Source organism: Nocardiopsis listeri NBRC 13360, assembly GCF_001570765.1.
GTDB classification, from domain to species: domain Bacteria; phylum Actinomycetota; class Actinomycetes; order Streptosporangiales; family Streptosporangiaceae; genus Nocardiopsis; species Nocardiopsis listeri.
On record NZ_BCSH01000068.1, the window covers coordinates 1 to 22345 of the forward strand.

The window sequence follows — 22345 nt, forward strand, 5'->3', positions numbered from 1 at the left end:
TGACCCCCTGTGGTCCACGAGGCAGCATCCGGTACCGATGGCCGCACACGCTGGACGGCGTGTGCGGCCATCGCCGTCCCCGGACCCCTTCAGCAGGGAGTCTGGAGGGTCGTCCACAGCCCGCGCTCGAGCCGGTGGCCCCGCACCACGGATCGTGATCCCATCGAACCGGGGGCGCCGGCGTCTCCACCGACTTCATGCTGCCCGAAAACGGCCGACGACCGGCCCCACGCGGGAACGGTCGAGCGGTCACCCGGCTATCCGGGGAACGACGAACGGCGGCCCGGAGGAGAGTCCCTCCGGGCCGCCGTGGTGCGGGATCGGATGTTCGGAAGCGGGGGTCAGCCGCCGTGCGGGCAGGAGTCCCGGTAGTCGGAGAAGTCCGTGCCGATCCCGGTCCTGGGCGGCGGGCACAGGAACTGCTCATACCGCTCGTCCTCGTCCACGAACCGCTTCAGCCAGGAGATGCTGTACTTGGCGATCGTGGTGTTGGAGACGTTGGGCGCGAAGTGACTCGCGCCGCGCAGCTCCAGGTAGGCGCGGTCCAGAGAACTCGGCAGGCTCTCGTACATCGGGATCGCGTGCGAGCGGACCGAGGCCGTCACGTCGTTCTCGGCGCCGACGATCAGCGTGGGCGTCTCGACGCTCGACCAGTTCTTGCTGGTGTGCCAGGGGGTGAGCGGGATCGCCGCGCGAACCTCGGGCCGGTCGTCCACCGCGGCGAGCGTTCCGCCGCCGCCCATGGAGTGCCCCATGACGGCCAGTCGATCGCCATCCACCGTGTCGTTGACGTCGCTGTCCTCGACCAGGTAGTCGAGCGCGGCCTCGATCTGACGGCCGCGACTGTTCGGCTGGTCGAAGCGGGTGTTGGTGTCGATGGTGAACACCACGAACCCCTGCGAGGCCAGGCGGTGCCCGTACCAGGACATGGAGGACTCGCCGGCGGTGTAACCGGGGGCGATCACCACACCGCCGAAGGTGCCCTCGCTGGTGTCGGTCGGGTAGTAGATCGTGCCCCCACCGAAGCCGCTGACCAGCGAGGAGACGGAGGTGGTGTCGGTGTCGAAGTGCCCGCGGGGCGCGGTGACGCTGGACTCGGTGGGGTCCGGGCCGCGTTCGTGCGGGCTCTCGGCCAGGGCCGGGCTGACGGTGGCGCCGGCGCCGATCAGCGACAACCCGAAGACGAGGGCGGATTTCGCGGCGAGTCCGGACATCCAGGAGCGGGCCCGCGTTCTGGGTCGAGTACGCCCTTCGGGGGACGGGGGATTTTCGGTCAGCACGTGATTTCCCTTTCTCGTGCAGCGGGAATCCGCGGCCTTTCGGTCATCGCGGATCGGGGGTTTCCCGAGGAAAGGACAAAGGTGAGGGAATCGCCTTTCCCTTACTGGTTCTCGGGATGTGGGTTCACTATGCGGTCGATTGTGTGAACGCGCATCCGTCGAATCACCAGCGTCCGTGTGTTCCCAGTTCGAGAGGGTTGTCGGTGTTTCCCTTGGCGTGGCGTCGGGCAGGGCGGCCCGTAAGGAACCGAAGCCCAGGGGGTGAGGACGGTGCCAGGAGTCGACGAACTACCGGACACTCTGCGCCGATCGCCGGAGAAGGCACAGCGCACGTGGATCGAGGCGCACGACAGCGCGGTCCAGGAGTACGGGGAGGGCGAACGCGCCCATCGGGTCGCCTTCGCCGCGGTCAAGCACAAGTTCGAGAAGGTCGGTGACCGTTGGGAGCCGAAGCAGGGCAAGGGACCCTCGGACGCGCAGGCGAAGAACCCCTCGGCGGGGCGGCGTTCCGGCTCGGACCGGTCCACGGCCGGTGGTGTCGACGCCAACGCCAGCAAGGAGCACCTCTACCAGCGTGCCCGCCAGTTGGGTATCTCCGGGCGGTCCCGGATGCGCAAGGACGATCTGGTCAAGGCCCTACAGAAGGAGAACAACCGTAGGACCTCGGGCTCGCGGCGTTCCAGCTGAACATCGGGCCTCGCACGAGGGCCCGAACACACGAGGGCGACGCACCGGAAGGTGCGTCTCCCTCTCTTGCTCGTTCTCGCCTCAGCTGCCCTGGATCTCGCCCCCGGTGGGGGTGAGCGTCTCGCCCGTGTAGAAGGACGAGAGCCGTTCACTGGCGAAGAACACGTACGAGGGCGCGATCTCGTCCGGGTCGGCGGCCCGCCCCATCGGATCCTGCTTTCCGAACCCCTCGGTGCCGCGTTCACCCAGGGTGGCGGGGATCAGCGGGGTCCACACCGGGCCCGGGGCCACACAGTTCACCCGGATCCCCCGGTCCATCAACACCTTGGACAGGGACAGCGCCAGGTTCATCACGGCCGACTTGCTCGACGCGTAGTCGATCAGGGAGTCGTTGCCCCGCAGGCCGTTGATCGAGCCGGTGATGATGATCGAGCCCCCGTCGGACATGTGCGGGAGGGCCTCCCTGATGGTCCAGAACACCCCCATCACGTTGACGTCGAAGGTTCGACGCAGCTGCTCGGTGGTCAGGTCGGTGAAATCATCGACCGGGGTCTGGGTGGCTGCGTGCTCCACCAGGATGTCGATCCCACCGAGTTCGTCGACGGCCCTGCGCACCAGGTGACCACAGTGCGACTCGTCGGCCAGGTCGCCTCGGACCCCCACGGCCCTACGACCCTCCGCCTGTACCAGGTCGGCCGTGTTCTGGGCCTCGGCGTCCTCGCTCAGATAACCGAAGACGGAGTCGGCGCCCTCCTTGGCGAAGGCCACCGTCACGGCACGCCCGATACCGGAGTCGCCTCCCGTGATCAGGGCGCGGCGGTCACGTAGGAGACCACGACCCTCGTAGCCGCGCATCTCGTCACGCGGACGAGGATCCATGGGTTCGGTCCGGCCCGGGTACGGCTGGTTCTGAGCGGGCGGTTGTTCGTGGTTCATGGTGTTCTCCCCTCTCCCACCGGCCGCCCTGCCCGACCGGTGGCCCGGCCACACATGGGGTCGGGGGGTGTGGTCCCGGACCGGAGGGTGTTTTTTCCGATCGGTGGTGTTTCCGTTGCGACCGAGCCGGTCAGGGCACTGGGCGAGGGGGTTCTCATGCGAGTCGGTTACAAGCTCTTCGCCGAGGGATACGGACCTCGGGAAATCGTCGAACAGGCGGTGCGCGCCGAACGCGCCGGATTCGACTTCGTCGAGATCAGCGACCACTTCCATCCGTGGTTGTTCAGCCACGGACATTCCGGGTTCGTGTGGTCCATGCTGGCCGCGATCGCCGAGCGGACCGAGCGGATCGAGATCGTCACAGGTGTGACCTGCCCGTTCATCAGGGTCCATCCGGCGATCGTCGCGCAGGCGGCCGCGACCACCGCACTGCTCTCCGATGGGCGTTTCACCCTGGGGGTGGGATCGGGGGAGCGTCTCAACGAACACGTGGTGGGCAAGGGGTGGCCCGACGTCACCACCCGCCACGAGATGCTCCGCGAATCCATCGAGATCATGCGGCTGTTGTGGTCCGGCGGCTACCACTCCTACAAGGGAGAACACCTGACCCTGGAGGACGCCCGGGTGTTCGACCTGCCCGAACGACCACCACGGGTGATCGTGGCCGCGTCGGGGTCGAGGTCGGCACGCCTGGCGGCCCGGTACGGGGACGGACTCTTCGGGACCGAACCCAAAGTGGCGCTCACCGAGACCTACCGGGGCCAGGGCGGCGACGGCCCCTGCTTCGGGGAGGTCCCCTTGGCCTGGGCCGCCGACGACGGTTCCGCGCTGGAATCGGCCCGTGAGCTGTTCCGCTTCGCGCTCACCGGTTGGAAGGTCCAGTCCGAGCTGCCCAACCCGGTGAACTTCGAGGCGGCGACCTCCCTGATCAGCCGGGAGGCCATGGCGGACGTGTTCGGGTACGGCCCGGATCCGGAACGTCACCTGGAGGTGGCCCGTTCCTTCGTGTCCGCCGGGTTCGATCACCTGGCCCTGATCAACGCCGGGCCCGACCCCGAGGGCTTCTTCGAGTTCTTCGAGAACGAGCTGGCCGGGCCGATCCGGGGCATGACGCGGACACCCGTCGGCGTCTGAGGGGGCCTCCACCCGGACGACCCGGGCCGTGCGATCACAATCCGCGCCACCAGCGAAGCAGGCGGCCGAGCAGGTCCTCCGGGGGTTCCTCCTCCTCTGCCGGGGCCGGAACCTGTTCCATCGGTCGGGGCCGGGCGGCAGGAGGTTCGCTCGGTCGTCCGGGGGTGAAGGAGACGGGCAGCCGACACAGCCCGCGCAGGAACGGGGAGTTCACCACGCGCAGTTCTTCCGGTGGCACGGCCAACCGCAGGCCGCCGAGCCGTTCCTGGAGGACGTTCACCCCGATGGAGGCCACCAATCGCCCCAGTGAGCGGGCGGGGCAACTGTGCGGCCCGGCTCCGAACACCAGGTGGGCGCGGCGTCCGCTGGCCAACCCGGTGTCGGGGTCGGGGTGGCCGCCCCGCACGCTCGGATCGCGGTGCGCGGCGTCGATACCGATGAAGAGGGCGTCCCCGGAGCGAATGCGCGCGTCACCGATCCGCATGTCCTGTAGGGCGATCCGCCCGGCCAGGACCTGGAAGGGCGTGTCCGTCCACATCACGTGGTCCAGGAGGTCGTGGGTGGACAGACGCGCATCGGTGTGGGCCTCGTGCATGCGCTCGTCGGTGAGCAGCGTGCGCATGGTGTTGCCGATGAGGTGGGTGGTGGGCATGTGGCCGGCGCTGACGATGAGGGCGGCCGTGTAGGCGACCTCGCTCGGACTGAGTCCCGACCGGTGTTCGAGTATCCGGGTGACCAGGTCGGGCCCCGGGTGCTCGGCCTTGCGGGCGACCAGCCCGGCGAAGTACTGCTGCATGCGCTCGACCGCCTCCTCGGCGCGGCCGGCGTCCTCACCGAACACGGTCGTGGTCAGGTCTCCGAGCATGTGCCCGTAACCGTCGGGCAGACCGAAGAGCCGATTGAGGACCAGGACCGGCAGGGTGGCGGCGAACTCCTCGATCAGGTCGGCCTCGCCACGGATGACGAAGGAATCGACCAGTCCGTCGGCGATGCCGCGCACGGTTCCGGCCATGGCGGACATGTCGATCCCGCCGACACCGTCCATGATCGGAGCACGTAGGCGGTGGTGTTCCTCGCCGTCCGCGAAGAGCGCGTTGGGCAGCCAGGACATCATCGGGAGGGTCCTGGCGAGGTCGATCCGGCCCTCGACCACCTCCCGCCAGCGACGGGTGTCCCGGGAGAACAGGTGTGGTTGCTGGAGCACGGTGAGGTTCTCGTGGTAGTCGAGCAGGATCCAGGCCTTGGCTCCCGGTTCCAGCTCCACCGGAGCGATGGGCCCGTGCCGTTCGCGGAGCCTGCGCCACAGGCCGTCGCGCCCACCGGGCGGAGTCGTTCCGTACAGGGGTGTGGCTTCGGCCGAATGTCCTTGGGCGAGGGTGGATATCCCGCGTTCTCCATCGGGTCGGATCGTGGTCATCAGGGTGTACGGGCGACCGGGAATGAGGGTTCACGGTCCCCCTTCCCTCCCTTCGAGAAGTCGTGGCACTGCCGTGGTGATGGGAAGGGGAGAGGTTCGGAAACGGGGGACCGGTGGTCGGGGATGGGCCACCGCGGTCGTCGCATTCTAGGTTCGGCCTCGGCGTCCTCACAACAGCGTCGTATTCATTTGTGGCTTTCGGTGAGAGAAAGGGCAATAGGTATTCGCCTTGGTGTTTCCGGTGATTTAGCCCTATTCGTCCCCTCCTTCGGGGAGTGTTCCGGGGAGCGGAGGGGGCCGGAACGCTCCGGTGCCACGGTCGTCGGAGCGAGGTCGGAGTCGTCCCGAAGCCCCCTGGATTGTCAGTGGTGATCACTAATGTTTCCTGTGTGAGCGATCGATGGAGTACCGACGAAGTCTGGGCGCTGGCACCGGACGCCTCATCCCACAAGGCCGCTCTCAAGGTGGCCAAGCCCGGGTCCTGGCCCGCGAGCGGCGTGATCGCCGCCGACGGTGGAGCGACCTCGGCGGTGTGGGGTGAGTGCAAGGGCAGTGGGTCCAAGCCGTACCTGGCCGCCGCGCACCTGGACGGGGACAAGGGTCCCGCCTACAAGTGCAGTTGCCCCAGTCGAAAGATCCCCTGCAAGCACGTCCTCGCGTTGCTGGCCCTGTGGAGTCAGGGTTCGGTGGAACCGGCGGAGGAACGGCCCGAGTGGGTCGCCAAGTGGCTCTCCGGGCGACAGAGCCGAGCCGAGCGCGCCGCCGGCGGGGCCGCAGTCGCACCCGTCGATCCGAAGAAGGCCGCCGCCACCCTCAAGGCCAGGGAGGACACGGTCGCGGTGGGGCTCGAAGAGCTGCGGGTCTGGTTGCACGACCAGGTCGACGCCGGTCTGGCCGAGGTGCCGCGTCTGGGCTACGAGCACTGGGACCGCATGGCCAAACGCCTGGTGGACGCCAAGGCCTCCGGTGCCGCTTCCCTGGTCACCCAACTGCCACAACGGGGCGGCGGCGATCACTGGCCGGACCGTCTCCTGGAACGCCTGGGCATGCTCCACCTGCTGGTCGACGGCTACCTGGCCAGGGAAGAGGTCGACGAACGCACCCGCGCGGTGCTGCGCGCACGAGTCGGTATCAGCACCCGTTCCGAGGACGTCCTCGGCTCCGGTGAGCGCGTCCACGACACCTGGCGGGTCTTGGGCCACAACGACGGGCTCACCCCGGACGGCATGCGCAGCCGTCGCACCTGGCTGCGCGGGGCCGACACCGGGCGTGTGGCCCTGGTCCTGAGCTACGCGCGAACGGGACAGACCCCGGAGTCGCCCTTCCGGTCCGGCACCGAGGCCGAGGGCGAACTCGCCTTCCACCCGGACGGGCGACGGGCGGTGCGGACCGACCGGATGACCGAACGGGCCTGTACCCCACCGGGGGGCGGCGGTATCGACCAGGCCCTGGACTCGTACGCGGGGGCCCTGGCCGACGACCCGTGGCTGGAGGAATGGCCCGTGGTGTTGGACCACGCCGTTGCGGCCCGCACGGGCAACGGCTGGTACGTGGCCGACCGGAACGGCGCCGCGCTGCCCTTGGAGACCGGAACCCTCTGGGCGGTCCTCGCCGCGACCGGAGGACGGCCCACCACCCTGGCCGCCGAATGGTCGCCCAAGGCCGGACTGGCCCCCATGACGTTGTGGGACGACGAAGGAAGGGCCCTCGCCCTGTGAACCAGGAACCCTCGACCCCCGAACACGAGGCGGACGCCTCCGAGCCCCGCGGAAACACCGGTACGGACTGGGGGCGGCTGGTCTCCACCGCCCTGGTCGGCACCGCACGACGTACCGTGCCCACCCCGCCCGGTCTGCCCGAACGCTCCGAGAACGCCGCCGCGCTGCTCGACCTCGCCGTCGTCGAGACGGTCCGCGCCAAGGCGGGGTACGTCGCGCACACCGCCACCCCCATCGACCCGGACCCCTCCGATCCGCTCCCCGAGATCGGCGAGGCCCAGGCACACCGTCTCGACGTCATCCTCGCCGGCCGTCCCGAACTGCTGGCCGAGTGGCTCGACCTGCTTGTCCGTTCCGGTCGGTGCGTGCCCCGCACCCGGATCCCCGACCTGCTCGACCGGGCGGCCCGCGACCGCGGACTACGGCCCGCCGTGGCCGCCGCCGTGGGAACGCGCGGTGTCTGGCTGGCCGGTTTCAACAAGCCGTGGTCCTTCATCACCGCGGAGCCGATGCCCGGTGACGCCTTCGACCGAGAGGCCTGGGAACAGGGCACCCCGGAGCGACGCCGCCGTGCGCTTCGTGCCCTCCGTGCCCAGGACCCCGCCGCCGGTCGTGACCTGATCCGGAAGGCATGGCCGAACGAGAGTCGTGGCGAGGCGCGGCGCGACCTCCTGGAGACCCTCGAACCCACGCTGGGCCCCGAGGACGAACCACTGCTGGACCAGGCCCTGGACGACGGCAACGCCAGTGTCCGAGGACGTGCGCTGTCCCTCCTGGTGGGGCTTCCCGAGGGCGCGCACGCCCACAGGTTGCGCGGGTACCTGCGTCGTCGGCTGCGGGTGGTCCCGGACGCCCCGAACCCCGTCCACCTGGAGAACGTCGACCCCGACGACCCGGAACTCCTGCGCGACCTCGCCCTGGTCGCCGCCAAGACCAGGGCGCGCGCCAAGGACCCACGACCCCAGGACGAACACCGCGAGCGTCACCAGGTCCTCATCACGCACACACCACTGGACGTGTGGACCGAACTCCTCGACACCACTCCGGGCGGGGTCCTCACCCGAGTCGGCGAGGACGACCTTCTGCGGGAGGCGATCATCGACGCGGTGGGCCTGCGCGGGGACGCCACCTGGGCACGAGCGGTGCTCGACCACCCGACCATCGGATTGCCCCGAATGGTCGGTGGGTCGGTCCATGATCTACAACGACAGCGGATCCGACAGTTGCTCGCTCCGCTGCCGGTGGACGAACGGTGCGAACGGATCCGCGCGGTCATCGGGCGGACCAAGGGCAAGATCACCCTGTGCCAGGTCCTGACCGCCCTCGCCACCCCGTGGACCCGGGAACTGTCGGCCGACGTCGTCGAGGTCCTGAGCCGATCGACCGATCGTCGTAGCCCCACTGACACGCACGCCCACCAACGGCTCTGCGTGATCGCCGCCGAGTACATGCCACCCGAACACCTGGACCTGCTTCCGGAGAACTCGCCCAACGAGGAGGAGGCGCACGAGCACCTCCGCCTCCGCGACACCCTCCGATTCCGCCTCGACATGCACAAGGAGCTTTCGTGACCACCACCGCACTCAGCACCGACTCCGCGAGCGCGCTGCGCCCCCACGCCGAGCAGACCTACGCCGCTGAGCTGGAGGCTCTGGCCAAGGTCGACGACCGTCAGCGCCCTCCGGGCTGGCAGCTGTCCCCGTGGGCCGTCACGCGGTACCTGCTGGGCACCACCCTCGACGACGGCACCGAGATCACCCCGAAGTACATCGGTTCCCGTCGGGTCGTCGAGATCGCGGTGGCGACCCTGGCCACCGACCGCGCCCTGCTCCTCATCGGCGTGCCCGGGACCGCCAAGACCTGGCTGTCGGAGCACCTGGCCGCCGCGATCGCCGGTGATTCCACCCTGCTGGTCCAGGGCACCGCCGGCACCTCAGAGGAGGCCGTCCGGTACGGGTGGAACTACGCCCGTCTGCTCGCGGAAGGGCCCTCCGAGGCGGCGCTCGTGCCCAGCCCCATCATGAACGCGATGTCCCGGGGATCGATCGGTCGCATCGAGGAACTCACCCGTATGCCCTCCGACGTGCAGGACGGTCTCATCACCGTCCTTTCGGAGAAGGCCCTGCCCGTGGCCGAACTCGGCGTCGAGGTCCAGGCCCGGCGCGGCTTCAACATCATCGCCACGGCCAACGACCGCGACCGCGGCGTCAACGACCTGTCCAGCGCGCTGCGCCGTCGGTTCAACACCGTGGTGCTGCCCGTGCCGGACAGCGCGGAGGACGAGGTCCGCATCGTCACCCAGCGGGTGGAGCAGCTCGGCCGCTCGCTCGAACTGCCGGAGGTGCCCGCCGGCCTCACCGAGATCCAGCGCGTGGTGACGGTCTTCCGGGAACTGCGTTCGGGGGTCACCGAGGACAACACCACCAAGGTCAAGTCGCCCAGCGGCACCCTCAGCACCGCCGAGGCGATCTCGGTGATCACCAACGGGATCGCCCTGGCCGCGCACTTCGGTGACGGTGAGCTGCGGCCCGCCGACGTGGCCGCCGGCATCCAGGGCGCCGTCGTGCAGGACCGCGTCGCCGACGGGGTCGTGTGGCGCGAGTACCTGGAGACCGTCGCCCGTGAGCGCGAGGGCTGGAACGACTTCTACCAGGCCTGCCGCGAGGTGGGCGCCTGATGGGACGACCCCGAGTGGACACCTCCAAGGTGAGTGTCCTGGGTGTCCGCCACCACGGTCCGGGTTCGGCCCGGGCCGTGCGGGCCGCCCTGGACGAGCTCGAGCCCGACCTGGTGCTGATCGAAGGACCGCCCGAGGCCGACTCCATCACCTCCCTGGTCGGTGGACTCGAACCACCCGTGGCGTTGCTGGTGCACCTGGCCGACACCCCCAAGGCCGGTTCGGTTCGATCACGTGAGGGCTGGGGCTTCTGGCCGTTCGCGAGCTTCTCCCCGGAGTGGGCCGCCCTGCGCCATGCCCACGACAACGACGTACCGGTGCGGTTCTGTGACCTGCCCGCGGCCCACACCATCGCCGAACGCGTCGCCCGCGCCGAGGAGGCCGAGGAACGGCGGGAGAAGGCCGAGAACGAGGGAGCCGACCAGATCCCGGAACCGGCGCGGGACACCGAGCCCGCCCAGGCTCCGGAACGGGCGGAGGAACCACGGGTGCGGTTGGACCCGCTGGGGGTGCTCGCCGAGGCCGCCGGCTACGACGACGCCGAACGCTGGTGGGACGACGTCGTGGAGCAGCGCGCCGACGGTGAGCCCTCGCCCTTCCCCGCGATCGCAGACGCCATGGCCGCCGTACGCGCCGAGTCCGGACCCGAGACCGGGCGGGACGCGCGCCGGGAGGCGTACATGCGCCAGACCCTGCGCGGCGCTCTCAAACAGGGGTACGAGCGGATCGCGGTGGTCTGTGGTGCCTGGCACGCCCCGGCCCTGCGCGACCTGGGCGACTACTCGATCAAGGACGACACCGCCCTGCTCAAGGGGCTGCCCAAGGTGAAGACCACCGCCACCTGGGTGCCCTGGACCCATGGACGACTCGCCACCGCCAGCGGTTACGGCGCCGGGGTGAGGGCCCCGGGTTGGTACCACCACCTGTTCACCGTCACGGATCGTCCGGTGCACCGGTGGCTCACCGCGGCCGCTCGCATACTGCGCGAAGAAGGGCAGCAGGTGTCCTCCTCGCACGTGATCGAGGGGGTGCGGCTGGCCGAGAGCCTGGCCATCCTGCGCGGACGACCGCTCGCCGGACTCGACGAGGTCGCCGAGGCGACCACCGCCGTCCTCTGCGAGGGCGAGCAGACGCGCGCCGCCCTCGTGCACGGACGGATGGCGATCGGCGAACGACTCGGTTCCGTGCCACCGGAGACCCCCATGGTGCCGTTGCAGCGCGACCTCATGGCCGCGCGGAAACGGCTCCGCCTCAAGGCCGAGGCCTTCGACCGAGACATCGACCTCGACCTGCGCAAGGACGGCCAGCGCGAACGCAGCGTGCTGCTGCACCGGCTCAGACTCCTCGGCGTCGAATGGGGCGTGCCGCGCACGCCCGACGGCGGTCAACGCGGCACGTTCCGGGAGAGCTGGCGACTGCGCTGGGAACCCGAGATGGACGTGGCGTTGATCGAGGCGGCCCCGTACGGGACCACCGTGGAGTCCGCGTCCTGCACCCGGGTGGTGGAGATCGCGGCCGACGCCGAACTGCCCACCCTCACCGCGCTCACCGAACAGTGCCTGTTCGCCGAACTGGGCGAGGCGTTGCCGGCCGTGCTGGCCACGCTCACCGACAGGGCGGCCACCGACAGCGACATCACCCACCTGATGTCCGCTCTGCCACCGTTGGCCCGTTCCACCCGGTACGGCGACGTGCGCGGAACCGACAGCGGCCACCTGCGCACGGTCGCCCAGCAGATCCTGGCCAGGGTCCGGGCCGGGCTGGCGCCGGCCGTTCGCGGGCTCGACGACGACGCCGCGGCCCGTTTCGTCAAGGCGCTGGACCGTACCCACAACGCCGCCAACCTGCTCGACGACGACCTGCCGGCCTGGCTGGACACCCTCGCCGCCCTCGCCGTTCGGGACGACGTACCCGGCCGGATCGCCGGTCGGGTGAACCGAATCCTGTCCGACAATGGACGGGTCGACGCCCTCGAGCTTCGCCGCAGACTCGGTCTGGTGATGTCGCCGGGCACCGAACCCGCCCACGCGGTCGCCTGGTTGGAGGGATTCCTCCAGGGCAGCGGGCTGATCCTGGTCCACGACGAAGAGCTGCTCGGCATGATCGACACCTGGCTGCTGGCCCTGCCCGAGGAGCGTTTCACCGCGATCCTGCCCCTTCTCCGTCGCACCTTCGGGGCCTTCGACGGCGCCGAGCGTCAGGAGATCGGTTCGGCGGTGACCAGGATCGACGGCGGCGGGGTCACCGACGGTCGTGAACGGCGGCCGATCGACGCGAACCGGGCGGCTCCGGCAGTGGCCGCGGTACTGGGACTACTCGAAAGGAGCGGTGCGTGAACGCCACGACCGAGGCCGGAACCACCGAACGGGCCCGCCGCTGGCGGCTGGTCCTGGGACAGGAGTCCAACTGCGCCACCCTGTCCGGCGGCGATCAGGCGATGGACTCCGCCCTGGCCGCCCTGTACAACCGCTCCGGCCGTTCCTCCAGGGGTGGTGTCGGCGGATCCGGTGGCCGAGGCGCCGACCTCAGCGGTTCCGCGCCACGAGTGGCCCGCTGGCTGGGCGACATCCGCGAGTACTTCCCCTCCTCCGTCGTCCGTGTCATGCAGACCGACGCCATGGAGCGGCTCGGGCTACAGCAGATGTTGCTGGAGCCGGAGATGATGGAGGCGGTGGAACCCGACGTGCACCTGGTCGGGACACTGCTCTCCCTCAACCGGGTGATGCCCGCGGAGGCGCGCGAGACCGCCCGCGAGATCGTGCGCAAGGTCGTCGAGGACCTGGAGAAGCGGGTCGCGCAGAAGACCCGTTCCGAGATCAAGGGCGCGATCGACCGTTCCACCAAGACCCACCGGCCCCGGCGCGTGGCCGACATCGACTGGAACGCCACCATCCGCCGCAACCTCGCGCACTACCTGCCCGAGTACAACACGGTGATCCCGCAGACCCTCATCGGCCACGGGCGTCGCAGTCAGGGAGTCCAGAAGGACGTGGTGCTGGCCATCGACCAGAGCGGTTCGATGGCGCCCTCCGTCGTCTACGCCAGCGTCTTCGGTGCCGTTCTGGCTTCCATGAGCACCCTGAAGACGTCCTTGGTCGTGTTCGACACCGCCGTCGTGGATCTCACCGAACAACTCACCGACCCCGTCGAGGTCCTGTTCGGCACCCAGCTCGGCGGCGGTACCAACATCAACAAGGCCATCGCCTACAGCCAGGGACTGATCGACCGTCCCACCGACTCGATCTTCGTGCTCATCAGCGACCTCTACGAAGGGGGCGTTCGCGCGGAGATGCTCAAGCGGGTCGCGGCGATGAAGGCCGCCGGGGTCCAGGTCGTGGTGCTGCTGGCCCTCTCGGACGAGGGCGCGCCGTTCTACGACCGACACAACGCCGCCGCCCTGGCCGAACTGGGCGTACCGGCGTTCGCCTGTACCCCGGACGTGTTCCCCGAGCTGATGGCCGCCGCCATCCAGGACCAGCCCTTGGACGCCTGGGTCGACAAACACCTCGACGAATAGGTTCCCGGACGGGGGTGGAGGCCGCGCCCGGCGGCCTCCACCGTGCTCTCTGCGCGGTTCGGGAGCGGGGCCGCGCCGCCCGGGGGACGGCGGCGCGACCCCACTCGTCGCCGGGTCGGAGTGGTCGATTCGGCGGTGCCGGTGGGTCCGACACCAGAGTTTCAGCACGCCGGAGACTCTGCTTACGAGAGAACGTCAAGACCCGCGGAGAACCTCCGTCTTCCGGGCGGTGCCGCCTCCCGGGACGGACGACCACCGGACCACGAGCCCCTCAATCGGCGGCCCCCGGTTCCGTGGACTCCGGTTCGGGGCAGACGGAGTTCAGATCGGGCACGGGGGTCAGGCTCACCGAGAAACGGGGCACCTTGGTGAGGCCGTGTTCGCGGTCCCACAGGAGATCGACGTTGTTCGCTCCGTCGAAGTACAGCACCGGCCGGTCGGTGGTCAGCGGTGGCCCGATCCGTTGGACCGGATCACCACCCGGTTCCACGCACACCACGGACGGGGTGACTCCCACGTGGCCACGTGGCGCGCCACCCTCCGAGCGGTAGTGGGCGACGTGGTCGGAACCGACCTGGGCGCCCTGTTCCAAAGGTCCCTTCATGGTGGTGAGGAGTACGTACACGGTGGCGAGCCCGTACAGACAGACCGCGAGGATCGTCAACAGCCGTGGGAGGAACGATGCTCCGGGGGTACCGATGTGGAAGTAACGGAGGAGACCGAAAGCCCCCAAAGAGACGAGGAGAGCGATCAGTACCGGCAGGAAACCGGCCAGGGCGAAGAGCCGTCCCGGACCGCTGGTCACCACGTCCCCGGGTGAGGCCCCGAACGCCGCCAGGTAGGCGTCCTGATTGGAGGTGCTCAGGGCGATCGCCAAGGGCGCGCCGAGTGAGGTCAGTCCCAGCGGGAGCCAGGTGTTGATCCGCCCCTCCGGTATGTGGCGGAACATCTGCCACACCCCGAACCCACAGGGCAGGGCGAGCAGCGAGGCGATGACGATCGGGAACAGGTCCCCCTCCGGTCGCCACGCGGAAACGTACAGGCCGAAGAGCGCCGCCCCTCCCACGGCCATGGTCATGAGGGTCACGGCCGGGAGGAAGCGCCAGTCGTCCAGCGGGTCCTTCACTGCCGAATCCTTCCCGTTCCCCATGGGGGACGTGGCGCCGGGCGGGTCCGGTGGGCCGACCACCATGAGGCCATCGGGTGGGCCGACCTCGGGGTTGCGGTCAGTGAAGTCGACCAGCATCGACCTCGCCTCGGTGAGCGAGGACGCCTGGATGGTCCCCCTGGAACGCCAGGCCCTCAGGCCACGAACGAGTGCGGCGAGCCACTCCCACCCGGGCATTCGGCCGCGCGGCAGTACCAGGTACCGGTGCGCCGGGGGCTGGTGGGGGCGCAGCCGGGCCGCGAAGGTGACCCGGACCTCCGTCCCGGCCTTGGCCAGCGAGTGCTGGAACTCGGCCACGGCTGCTCGCGTGGCGCCCAGTGCCACACCGGAGACCGCGACACGCACGTCGTACCGGCCCTCGCCCCGGTGTTGCGTCTGCCAGGGACGTCCACCCACCGTCGCGAGGAAGGCCGGCTCGTCCCGAGGTTCGATCTCGATCCCGATACGCACCACGTGGTCGTAGTGCGCGGGAAGCTCGCCCATCAACGGCCCGGGGGCTGAGGGCTCGGGTGCCGCGGAAGTCCCTGGACCATGCCGGGATCGCCGTCGTCGCCGGAGGAAACACATACGAACCTCGTCTGCTGGGGGTCGTGGGGAAGCCTACGACGCTCGTGTGAGGACCGTTTCCGTGCCTTCTCCGTGCCGACTTCGGACCCCCACCGGAAAATCCCTTGGCCGGACGGCCTCGAAAACGGTTGACTGGTGTCCATGCCGCTCACGGAAGAGCAGGCCGCCCTCTAGCGGCGGCCAGACCTCTGTAGTCTCCGACCGCCGCATCAGCGTCCTCGCCGGTGCGGTCTCTCGGGCTGCCCGGCGCCCTACTCACCACGCCGGAAGGCACTCGTGAAATCACCTTCGGGTGGCGGCACCCTCGTGCTCGTCACCGTTCTACTGTCCACCCTGACCCTGCCGTTGTCCCTGACCGGGGCATCGGTCGCGCTGCCCGACATCCAAACGGAGCTGGGAGTCGGCCTCACCTCGGCGCAGTGGGTCGTCAACGCCTACAACGCGTGTTTCGCCGCGTTCCTCGTGTGCGCCGGTTCGATCGCGGACGCGGTCGGCCGTAAACGCGTCTACGTGTTCGGGGTCGGCCTGTTCCTGGCCAGCGGCCTGCTCTGCCTGTTCGCACCCGGTATCGAGGCCCTGGTCGCGTTGCGCGCGCTGGGCGGGGTCGGCGCCGCCGCGGCCGTCGCGGGCGGTGGGTCGATGCTGGCCCTGACCTTCGAGGGGCCCGCCCGGGCCCGGGCCTTCGGTCTGCTCGGCACCGTCCTGGGCGCCGGCACGGCCTTCGGTCCCGCGGCCGCGGGCCTGCTGGTGGAGGCACTGGGCTGGCGGTTCGCCTTCGCCGGCCCCGCTACGGTCGCCGGCCTGGCCCTGCTGTCGGCGTCGCGAATCCCGGCGATGCGCGGCGATGGCCGTTCCGTCGACCGGTGGGGCGGAGCCCTGTTCACCGTCGCGCTGTTGTTCCTGATCGGTGGGCTGGTGGAGGGGCCCACGAGGGGGGCCGGTGTCCTGGTGGGGCTCATCGCCTTGGCGGCCGTCACCGCGGTGGTCTTCGTGCTGGTGGAACGTCGCCGATCGGAGCCCCTCGTGGACGTCTCCCTGCTGGCCAACCGTCGTTTCGTCGCCTACGCCCTGGCCGCGGCCACGTTCATGTCGGTGTTGGTGCCCTTGCTCGTGTACCTACCGTCGTACCTGATCAACGTGGTCGGGTTGGGGGCCGGCACGGCGGGCCTGTGGATGCTGTTCCTGACCGTGCCGACCCTGCTGCTGCCCACACTCGGCGCGGAGCTGGTCAATCGGCTGCCGCACGTCGCCGCGGTGGTCGGTGCCCTGTTGCTCTTGGGGACGGGGGTCCTCGGCTTCACCACCCTGGACTCCGACGCGTCCGTGTGGTCGGTCATGCTGCCGTTCCTGCTGGTGGGATCGGGTGTCGGGCTCACCGGCGGGATGATCGACGGGTTGGGCCTGGCCACCGTCCCACCCGAACGCGTCGGTACGGCCTCGGGTGTCTTCAACGCGACTCGGCTGAGCCTGGAGACGATCTCCATCGCCGTGGTCGGCGCTCTCTTCGCGGTACTGACCGGTGGCCGGTTGGCGGGTCCGGACTTCACCGAAGCCCTGCACCTGGTGGCGCTGTTGCTCACCGCGCTCGTCGCGGTGGTGTCGGTCGCCGTGGTCGTCCTGACCCGGAACCCGAGGGCACGCGAACCGGCTCGACGGTGATGGTCCGGGGCCCGGGGGTTCCGGGCCCCGGCACCGGTCCGTCGGGTCGGTCGGCCCCGTGCTGATTCGCGCGATTCGGTGGTCTCCTGGGCATGATGAAGGGGGAGCGAGGGGGAGGACGCATGACCGATTGGCCGACGGGCACCTTCATGTCCAGGATCGGGGGTCCCGCCGCCGAACGGCTCCTGTCACTGGCACCACCGCGCCACCTGAAGGCCAACCGGGTGCTCATCTCCCAAGGTGACGAGGACGAGCAGATCATGCTCCTCGGCCCGCCGCCGGAGGGACGGAACGGGGACGCGGCCTGTGTGAAGGTCACCTCGGTCATGCGCAACGGCACCGAGGCGATGCTCGGTATCCGAGTACGCGGAGACCTCGTCGGCGAGCTCAGCATGTTCCGCGGCACCCCTCCGATCGCCACGGTCACCTCGTGTTCCCCGCTGTCGGTCAGGACCTTTCCCCACCCGGTGTTCGAGGCCTTTCTGGAGGAACACCCCAAGGCCTGGCGCGCACTGATCACGATGATGGCCGAACGGTTGGAGTGGGCCGATCGCCACCGTGCCGAGTTCATCGGTTACGAGGTGGAGGCGCGTCTGGCCCGGGTGCTCGTCGAACTGGCCGACCGCCATGGCACTCCGACCCCGAACGGGATCGATCTGGGTGTCCGCCTCTCCCACACCGACCTCGGCAAGCTCATCGGCGCACGCACCGACGCGGTCGGCAACGCCATCCGCCGCTTCCGGTCGGAGGGGCTACTGGTGTCCGGATATCGCAACGTCGTCATCGTGGACATGGAGCGGTTGAACGGGATCTACGAGAACGCGTGAGGGATTGCGGACTGATCGGTGGTCCGGTGGTCCTGAAAGCGACACAATGGTGTTCGGGCACCATGCCCCGACCCTCGCTCCACCCAGCGCCCAGTCCTCCGGCGCCCCTCCCCGGTGGAGAAGAGCGGTTCCGGCCGCCGGAGTGGTGAGGACGGAACCATTCCGGCGGTCCCCCCTTCCCCTTCCTGGATCGACGCGGCGCTCGGGCTTAGCCTGGTGTCCCGGCCGCACCGATCAGGGAGTGTCCCGTGACAGAGACGCAGCAACGGCCCCTCACCCTGGACGCCATCGAGACCGACGCCGAGAGCCTCGGGTTCGGCATGTCCTGTGAAGAGGCGGTCGGCCAGCTCCTACGGGCCCTGGCCGCGGCCAAACCCGGCGGTCGCCTCCTCGAACTGGGCACCGGAATGGGCGCGGGAACCGCGTGGCTGCTCGCCGGAATGGACGAACACGCCCGGTTGGACACCCTCGACAACGATCCCGAATGCTTGGGCGTGGCCCGCCGACACCACACCCTGGATCCTCGTGTGACCCTCTTCGAGGCCGACGGCGGCGAGTGGCTGGCCGACCGTGCCACCGACGACGGACCCGGATACGACATGGTCTTCGCCGACACCTGGCCGGGGAAGTTCACCCACCTGGACGAAGCCCTGTCCCTGGTGGACCCGGGTGGTTTCTACGTGGTGGACGACCTGGCCCGGCAGCCGCGGAACACCTCCCTTCCCGAGGACCACTGTCTGGCGGTGGAGGCCCTGATCAAGGACCTGGAGTCCCGAGCGGGGTGGGAGCGGCTACCGTTGCTCGGCTGGTCCTGCGGGGTCCTCGTCATGGTCCGTCGCTGACCCGATTCCCTCTGGGCCGGCTTCCGAACGGTTTCCCTGCTGCGGCCCCGGGCCGGACCGTGAGCCACCCGGGCCCGTCATTGAAGGGTTCGACCCGCCCCTTCCTCGGGTAGTAGTGGCCACCACACGAACTGTGACCCTAGGAGGAGTGGAATGGCCAAGGGCGGTTGGGAACAACTGTGGCGGAGGATCGACCGGGCCCGGCGCAGACGTGGATTCGAGCGTGAGACCTTCGTCCTCATCTTTAAGTGCGCGATCGCCTCGACCCTCGCCTACGTGGTGGGACACCTGATGGGCGCGTCCACCCAGATCGGTTTCGCCCCCTTCACCGCGCTCTTGGTCGTCCGACCCAGCGTGTACGGGTCGGCGCTCCAATCCGGTCGATACGTCGCGGCGGTGTTCGTTGGCGCCCTGATGGCCGGAATCAGTGGTCTCACCGTTGGCCCCACCATGTGGATGTTCGCCTTGGTCGTCCTAGCGGCCCTCATCGTCGGGCAGACACGGTTCTTCGGTGAACAGGGAACACAGGTCTCCGTGGTGGCGGCCTTCGCCCTGGCCGGTGGAACCGCCACCAGCCTCTCGGACCTGGGGTCACTCCTGCTGATGGTTTGCGTGGGTGCGGGTTGCGCCCTGCTGACCAATATCGTCTTGGCCCCGGCGGTGCGTTTCCGTGACGCCGAGAACGCCGTCCTGGTTTTCTCCGACAGCCTGCGTTCCCTGACCGGTGAGATGGCTGAGGGGCTGAGCCAGGGCAAGGAGGGGTTGGACCCGGATTATTGGGCTGAGACCGCGGACGGGTTCGACGGGACGGTGCGCAATGCCCAGGAGTCGATCCGTCGGCAGGAAGACCGGTTGTGGTTCAACCCACGGCGGCTCCTGTCACGTGAGGAACCGTCGCCCGCGCAGTTCGACATCTACCGTGACTGGGTTCAGGCCCTGAGCCGAGCCGCGCAGCACGTGCAGTCCCTGGTGCGCGCGCTGCGCAGCACCACACGTTCGGGCTCTCGGTTCTCCGCCCCCGACGACGCGTTCCTACGGGAACTCGCTCCGTTGCTGGAGCGGGCCTCGGAGATCTTCAGGGTCGTGCATGATCAGGAGGAACCCGAGCGCAGCACCGCCTCCGACGACCTGTGCGCGATGGTCGACGACGCCCTGCGCGAGTTGGACAGGGTCCGCGAACGTGTGCGTCGGGAGTGGGGTGATGAGCAGTGGCCGGTGTACAGTGCTCTGCTCACCGACGTCGAGCGCCTTCTTGAGGAAGTGGACCAAGGTTACGAGAACGCCGAGCGGTCCGACGATCGGTGAGCGTACTCGTGCGCCCGATGGGCAGGGTTGCGGCATGGATCGCACATCCACGCCCATCGGATCCCGAAGAGCGAGGACCAACACCATCGCCCTCCTGAGCACCGTCCTTCTCGTCACCTCCTGCGCCAACGGGGAAGCCCGGAACATGAGGGACCAAGAGGGTGAGACGACGGGCTCGAACGGGGCCGGAGCCCTCGACCTCGGTGAACCCAGGGACTTGGCCACGAACCTCGACGTCCCCTGGGGTATCGACTTCCTCCCCGATGGTTCGGGGCTCGTGGCCCAACGGCACTCCGCGGTCGTCGCCCACCTGACCCCGGACGGCGACGTGACCGAAGCCGGAACCATCGACGGGGTGGCGCACGGCGGCGAGGGTGGGCTCCTGGGGCTGGCGATCGACCCCGGGTTCCCCGACGAGTCCTACGCCTACTTGTACTACACGACCTCCTCGGACAACCGTGTCGCCCGGGTCGCCTACGACGAGGAGTCCGGGAACCTGGGCGAGACCGAGGTGATCCTGGACGGCATCCCCGCGGCGAACACCCACAACGGCGGCCGGATCGCATTCGGGCCCGATGGCTACTTGTACGTGGCCACCGGTGACGCTCAGGAGACCGACAACGCCCAGGACACCGACTCGCTCGGTGGCAAGATCCTCCGGATGACCACCGCCGGCGACCCGGTCCTGGACAACCCCTTCGGCGACCACGTCCTCAGCTACGGTCACCGCAACGTGCAGGGCCTGGCCTGGGACGAGGAGGAGAACCTGTACGCCGCCGAGTTCGGCCAGGACACCCTGGACGAGGTCAACCTGATCGAACCGGGCGGCAACTACGGCTGGCCGATCGTCGAGGGGCCCGGCGGGGGAGGGGAGTTCACGGACCCGCTGCTCACCTGGGAGCCGGCCGAGGCCTCACCCAGCGGTGCGGCCATCGCCGGCGATTCCCTGTGGGTGGCCTCCCTGCGTGGCGCGCGACTCTGGGAGATCCCACTGACCGGTGGAGGCGAGGTCGGTGAACCGGAGGCCGACTTCATCGACGGGTTTGGCCGACTGCGCACGGTCCTGGTCCACCCCGACGGCGACGCGCTGTGGTTGACCACCAGCAACCTCGACGCCTGGGGTTCGCCCGCAGACGGTGACGACCGTGTCGTGAACGTACCCCTGGAGTGACCCGAAGCCCCCACGACGGGGGCACGGTCCCACCAGGGGCAGGTCTGAGCGGAGGGCCCGGTCCGAGGAGGGCCGGAACCGGTCAGCCGATCAGGCCGCGCGGGATGACCTCCTCGGTGAGGACACGGCGGATCTCTTCGTCCTCACCGAGGTGCCCGGGGTGTTCGGCCTCCTCCCGCAGTCGGGCGCGCACGGCAGCGACCACCTCGTCGCTGAGCAGTGTCCGCGCGAGCGGACCGGGCTCGGTGGTCTCATGCCAACGGCGCAGTGCGTCCAAGCGGCCGTGTTCCACCGCCTCATGGGTCATGTGGAACAGACCGTCGACGTTGCGGTCGTAGGCGTCGGGGTCCAGGAGGTCCACGTCGACGACGGTGACCGGCTGGGGCGCGCCGCCGTCGGGGGTGGGGCGCATGTGATAGACCCGCCAGACCCGGCCGTTGGTGAGGTAGATCCACTCCGCGCCCTTGTCGACGGCCAGCCGCCGTGACATCTGGATGTTGCGCAGGTCCAGTTCCTGACCGATCCGGCACACCTCGACGGGGGCGAAGAGCGCACCGTCCAACACGATCGCGTAATCGATGGAGTCACCGCTGGTGCGGTACTCGGTGGTCATGTCCCGGTACTTGCTGAAATTGAGTCCGACGTCGAAGAAGTCGGCGACCAGCAGCCGGGTGTCACCGTCGTTGGCGTCGCGCTCGGCGAGCTCCGCGAGGGGGCCGGCGAGCCGGTCGACCGCGGCGGCCACACGTCCCCGGACCTCGGTCTCCCAACCCTGGGTGGTGGTGAACTCGGCGGTCCTTGTCATGACCTGGGTCTCGTCAGCGTCCATGCCGTCCGTTTCCGTGTCTGGGGTGACCCCGTCACACGGCGTTCTCCGAAGGGGTGGGGGCACGCGGACGGGAGGAGAATCCGCCACAGATGGTACAGGTCTGACATGGGAACCCCGCCCTGGAGAGGGTTTCGGGCTGACCGGTTTCAGGGGCCAGATGTTTCCGGGTTCGTCGCCATGAGGCCGGGACGGTCACGGTCCGAGGCCAGGGCCGTCCTTCTCGGAACCTCGGTGGTCCTTCGAAAGCGGTGACTGCTCGCCACCCTGATTCGTCTTTGTGGTATGTGCTCCTTGCCTTGCTAATTCTCGCATTCGTTCACTAAGGGCACTTCTTCTGATTTCGGGTGCGGCCTGCTTCGATGACCTATGTCCTTGCCGGTGGCCTTGTACCTCCAGACGTTCTGACTGAGGCTTGGTGAACGAGGTGTCGGACCTTATCGAGCCGGAATCTGTTGGTTCCTGGGGTGTTACAGGTACATGAGCGATGACGATGACCTGCGTGTGGACATGCGCAAGCTCGCGCCCGCCCAGCAGGAAGCACTGCGGATGCGGGTGAAGAGGCGCGATCAACGACGGTATGAGCCCAACCGAAGCCGTGCGCGTCTTCGGTG

At 69.2% G+C, this 22345-nt stretch carries 17 protein-coding genes; 12 read left to right on the forward strand and 5 right to left on the reverse strand.

The annotated features are described in order from the left end of the window. Positions 1-341: 341 nt before the first annotated feature. Positions 342-1214: an alpha/beta hydrolase family protein gene (locus NLI01S_RS19820; RefSeq protein ID WP_157091083.1), complete on the reverse strand. Its 873-nt coding sequence runs from the start codon at positions 1212-1214 to the stop codon at positions 342-344. 336 nt (positions 1215-1550) lie between these two features. Between NLI01S_RS19820 and NLI01S_RS19825 the strand changes: the two genes are divergently transcribed. Further along, positions 1551-1967, forward strand: a complete 417-nt coding sequence (locus NLI01S_RS19825) for a ChaB family protein (protein WP_067606811.1) — start codon at positions 1551-1553, stop codon at positions 1965-1967. 81 nt (positions 1968-2048) lie between these two features. Here NLI01S_RS19825 and NLI01S_RS19830 read toward each other — a convergent pair whose 3' ends face one another. After that, on the reverse strand, positions 2049-2903 hold the full coding sequence (locus NLI01S_RS19830) for an SDR family oxidoreductase (protein ID WP_067606812.1): 855 nt from the start codon (positions 2901-2903) through the stop codon (positions 2049-2051). Positions 2904-3059: 156 nt separating this feature from the next. Here NLI01S_RS19830 and NLI01S_RS19835 point away from each other — a divergent pair, with 156 nt between their 5' ends. Next, positions 3060-4037, forward strand: coding sequence for a TIGR03557 family F420-dependent LLM class oxidoreductase (locus NLI01S_RS19835; RefSeq protein ID WP_067606814.1), 978 nt, complete (start codon positions 3060-3062; stop codon positions 4035-4037). A 34-nt stretch (positions 4038-4071) separates the two neighbouring features. Here NLI01S_RS19835 and NLI01S_RS19840 read toward each other — a convergent pair whose 3' ends face one another. Beyond that, positions 4072-5454 (reverse strand): cytochrome P450, encoded by a 1383-nt coding sequence (locus NLI01S_RS19840; RefSeq protein ID WP_067606816.1) that lies wholly within the window; start codon positions 5452-5454, stop codon positions 4072-4074. Between the two features lie 464 nt (positions 5455-5918). On the opposite strand from NLI01S_RS19840, the gene NLI01S_RS19845 reads away from it, so the two are divergent. From NLI01S_RS19845 to NLI01S_RS19865, 5 genes are read left to right on the forward strand one after another with little or no spacing between them, the layout of a single operon-like run. Continuing rightward, positions 5919-7172 (forward strand): SWIM zinc finger family protein, encoded by a 1254-nt coding sequence (locus tag NLI01S_RS19845; RefSeq protein WP_067606834.1) that lies wholly within the window; start codon positions 5919-5921, stop codon positions 7170-7172. Beyond that, positions 7169-8743, forward strand: coding sequence for a DUF5691 domain-containing protein (locus tag NLI01S_RS19850; RefSeq protein WP_223809310.1), 1575 nt, complete (start codon positions 7169-7171; stop codon positions 8741-8743). The genes NLI01S_RS19845 and NLI01S_RS19850 overlap by 4 nt, the downstream gene beginning before the upstream one ends. After that, complete coding sequence (locus tag NLI01S_RS19855; protein WP_067606818.1) at positions 8740-9849, forward strand: ATP-binding protein; 1110 nt, start codon at positions 8740-8742, stop codon at positions 9847-9849. The genes NLI01S_RS19850 and NLI01S_RS19855 overlap by 4 nt, the downstream gene beginning before the upstream one ends. After that, a complete protein-coding gene (locus tag NLI01S_RS19860; RefSeq protein WP_067606820.1) occupies positions 9849-12185 on the forward strand; it encodes a DUF5682 family protein in 2337 nt (778 codons plus the stop codon). Before NLI01S_RS19855 ends, NLI01S_RS19860 begins: the two co-directional genes overlap by 1 nt. After that, positions 12182-13366 carry a VWA domain-containing protein gene (locus tag NLI01S_RS19865; protein WP_067606821.1) on the forward strand — a complete coding sequence of 395 codons (1185 nt, stop codon included), beginning with the start codon at positions 12182-12184 and terminating at the stop codon, positions 13364-13366. Before NLI01S_RS19860 ends, NLI01S_RS19865 begins: the two co-directional genes overlap by 4 nt. 271 nt (positions 13367-13637) lie before the next feature. On the opposite strand, the gene NLI01S_RS19870 is transcribed toward NLI01S_RS19865, so the two are convergent. Further along, a complete protein-coding gene (locus NLI01S_RS19870) occupies positions 13638-15017 on the reverse strand; it encodes a hypothetical protein (protein ID WP_223809311.1) in 1380 nt (459 codons plus the stop codon). Positions 15018-15377: 360 nt separating this feature from the next. On the opposite strand from NLI01S_RS19870, the gene NLI01S_RS19875 reads away from it, so the two are divergent. From NLI01S_RS19875 to NLI01S_RS19895, 5 genes are all read left to right on the forward strand, one after another. Continuing rightward, on the forward strand, positions 15378-16760 hold the full coding sequence (locus NLI01S_RS19875) for an MFS transporter (RefSeq protein ID WP_223809312.1): 1383 nt from the start codon (positions 15378-15380) through the stop codon (positions 16758-16760). Between the two features lie 122 nt (positions 16761-16882). Continuing rightward, the gene (locus NLI01S_RS19880) at positions 16883-17587 is read left to right on the forward strand and encodes a Crp/Fnr family transcriptional regulator (protein ID WP_067606822.1); all 705 of its coding nucleotides are present in this window, start codon (positions 16883-16885) and stop codon (positions 17585-17587) included. 248 nt (positions 17588-17835) lie between these two features. Then, entirely contained in the window at positions 17836-18429 is a 594-nt protein-coding gene (locus NLI01S_RS19885; protein WP_067606824.1) for an O-methyltransferase, read from the forward strand. A gap of 153 nt (positions 18430-18582) precedes the next feature. After that, positions 18583-19734 (forward strand): FUSC family protein, encoded by a 1152-nt coding sequence (locus NLI01S_RS19890; protein ID WP_067606826.1) that lies wholly within the window; start codon positions 18583-18585, stop codon positions 19732-19734. Between the two features lie 34 nt (positions 19735-19768). Next, positions 19769-20905 carry a PQQ-dependent sugar dehydrogenase gene (locus tag NLI01S_RS19895; RefSeq protein ID WP_067606828.1) on the forward strand — a complete coding sequence of 379 codons (1137 nt, stop codon included), beginning with the start codon at positions 19769-19771 and terminating at the stop codon, positions 20903-20905. Between the two features lie 82 nt (positions 20906-20987). On the opposite strand, the gene NLI01S_RS19900 is transcribed toward NLI01S_RS19895, so the two are convergent. Beyond that, entirely contained in the window at positions 20988-21734 is a 747-nt protein-coding gene (locus tag NLI01S_RS19900) for a hypothetical protein (RefSeq protein ID WP_067606830.1), read from the reverse strand. Between the last annotated feature and the right edge of the window lie 611 nt (positions 21735-22345).

What these genes read in the sequence shown, in the direction of transcription:
- NLI01S_RS19820 (WP_157091083.1), bottom strand. Translation starts at nt 1,214, where the DNA reads ATGTCCGGACTCGCCGCGAAATCCGCCCTCGTCTTCGGGTTGTCGCTG.
- NLI01S_RS19830 (WP_067606812.1), bottom strand. Translation starts at nt 2,903, where the DNA reads ATGAACCACGAACAACCGCCCGCTCAGAACCAGCCGTACCCGGGCCGG.
- NLI01S_RS19835 (WP_067606814.1), top strand. Translation starts at nt 3,060, where the DNA reads ATGCGAGTCGGTTACAAGCTCTTCGCCGAGGGATACGGACCTCGGGAA.
- NLI01S_RS19840 (WP_067606816.1), bottom strand. Translation starts at nt 5,454, where the DNA reads ATGACCACGATCCGACCCGATGGAGAACGCGGGATATCCACCCTCGCC.
- NLI01S_RS19860 (WP_067606820.1), top strand. Translation starts at nt 9,849, where the DNA reads ATGGGACGACCCCGAGTGGACACCTCCAAGGTGAGTGTCCTGGGTGTC.
- NLI01S_RS19870 (WP_223809311.1), bottom strand. Translation starts at nt 15,017, where the DNA reads ATGGGCGAGCTTCCCGCGCACTACGACCACGTGGTGCGTATCGGGATC.
- NLI01S_RS19880 (WP_067606822.1), top strand. Translation starts at nt 16,883, where the DNA reads ATGACCGATTGGCCGACGGGCACCTTCATGTCCAGGATCGGGGGTCCC.
- NLI01S_RS19890 (WP_067606826.1), top strand. Translation starts at nt 18,583, where the DNA reads ATGGCCAAGGGCGGTTGGGAACAACTGTGGCGGAGGATCGACCGGGCC.
- NLI01S_RS19895 (WP_067606828.1), top strand. Translation starts at nt 19,769, where the DNA reads ATGGATCGCACATCCACGCCCATCGGATCCCGAAGAGCGAGGACCAAC.
- NLI01S_RS19900 (WP_067606830.1), bottom strand. Translation starts at nt 21,734, where the DNA reads ATGGACGCTGACGAGACCCAGGTCATGACAAGGACCGCCGAGTTCACC.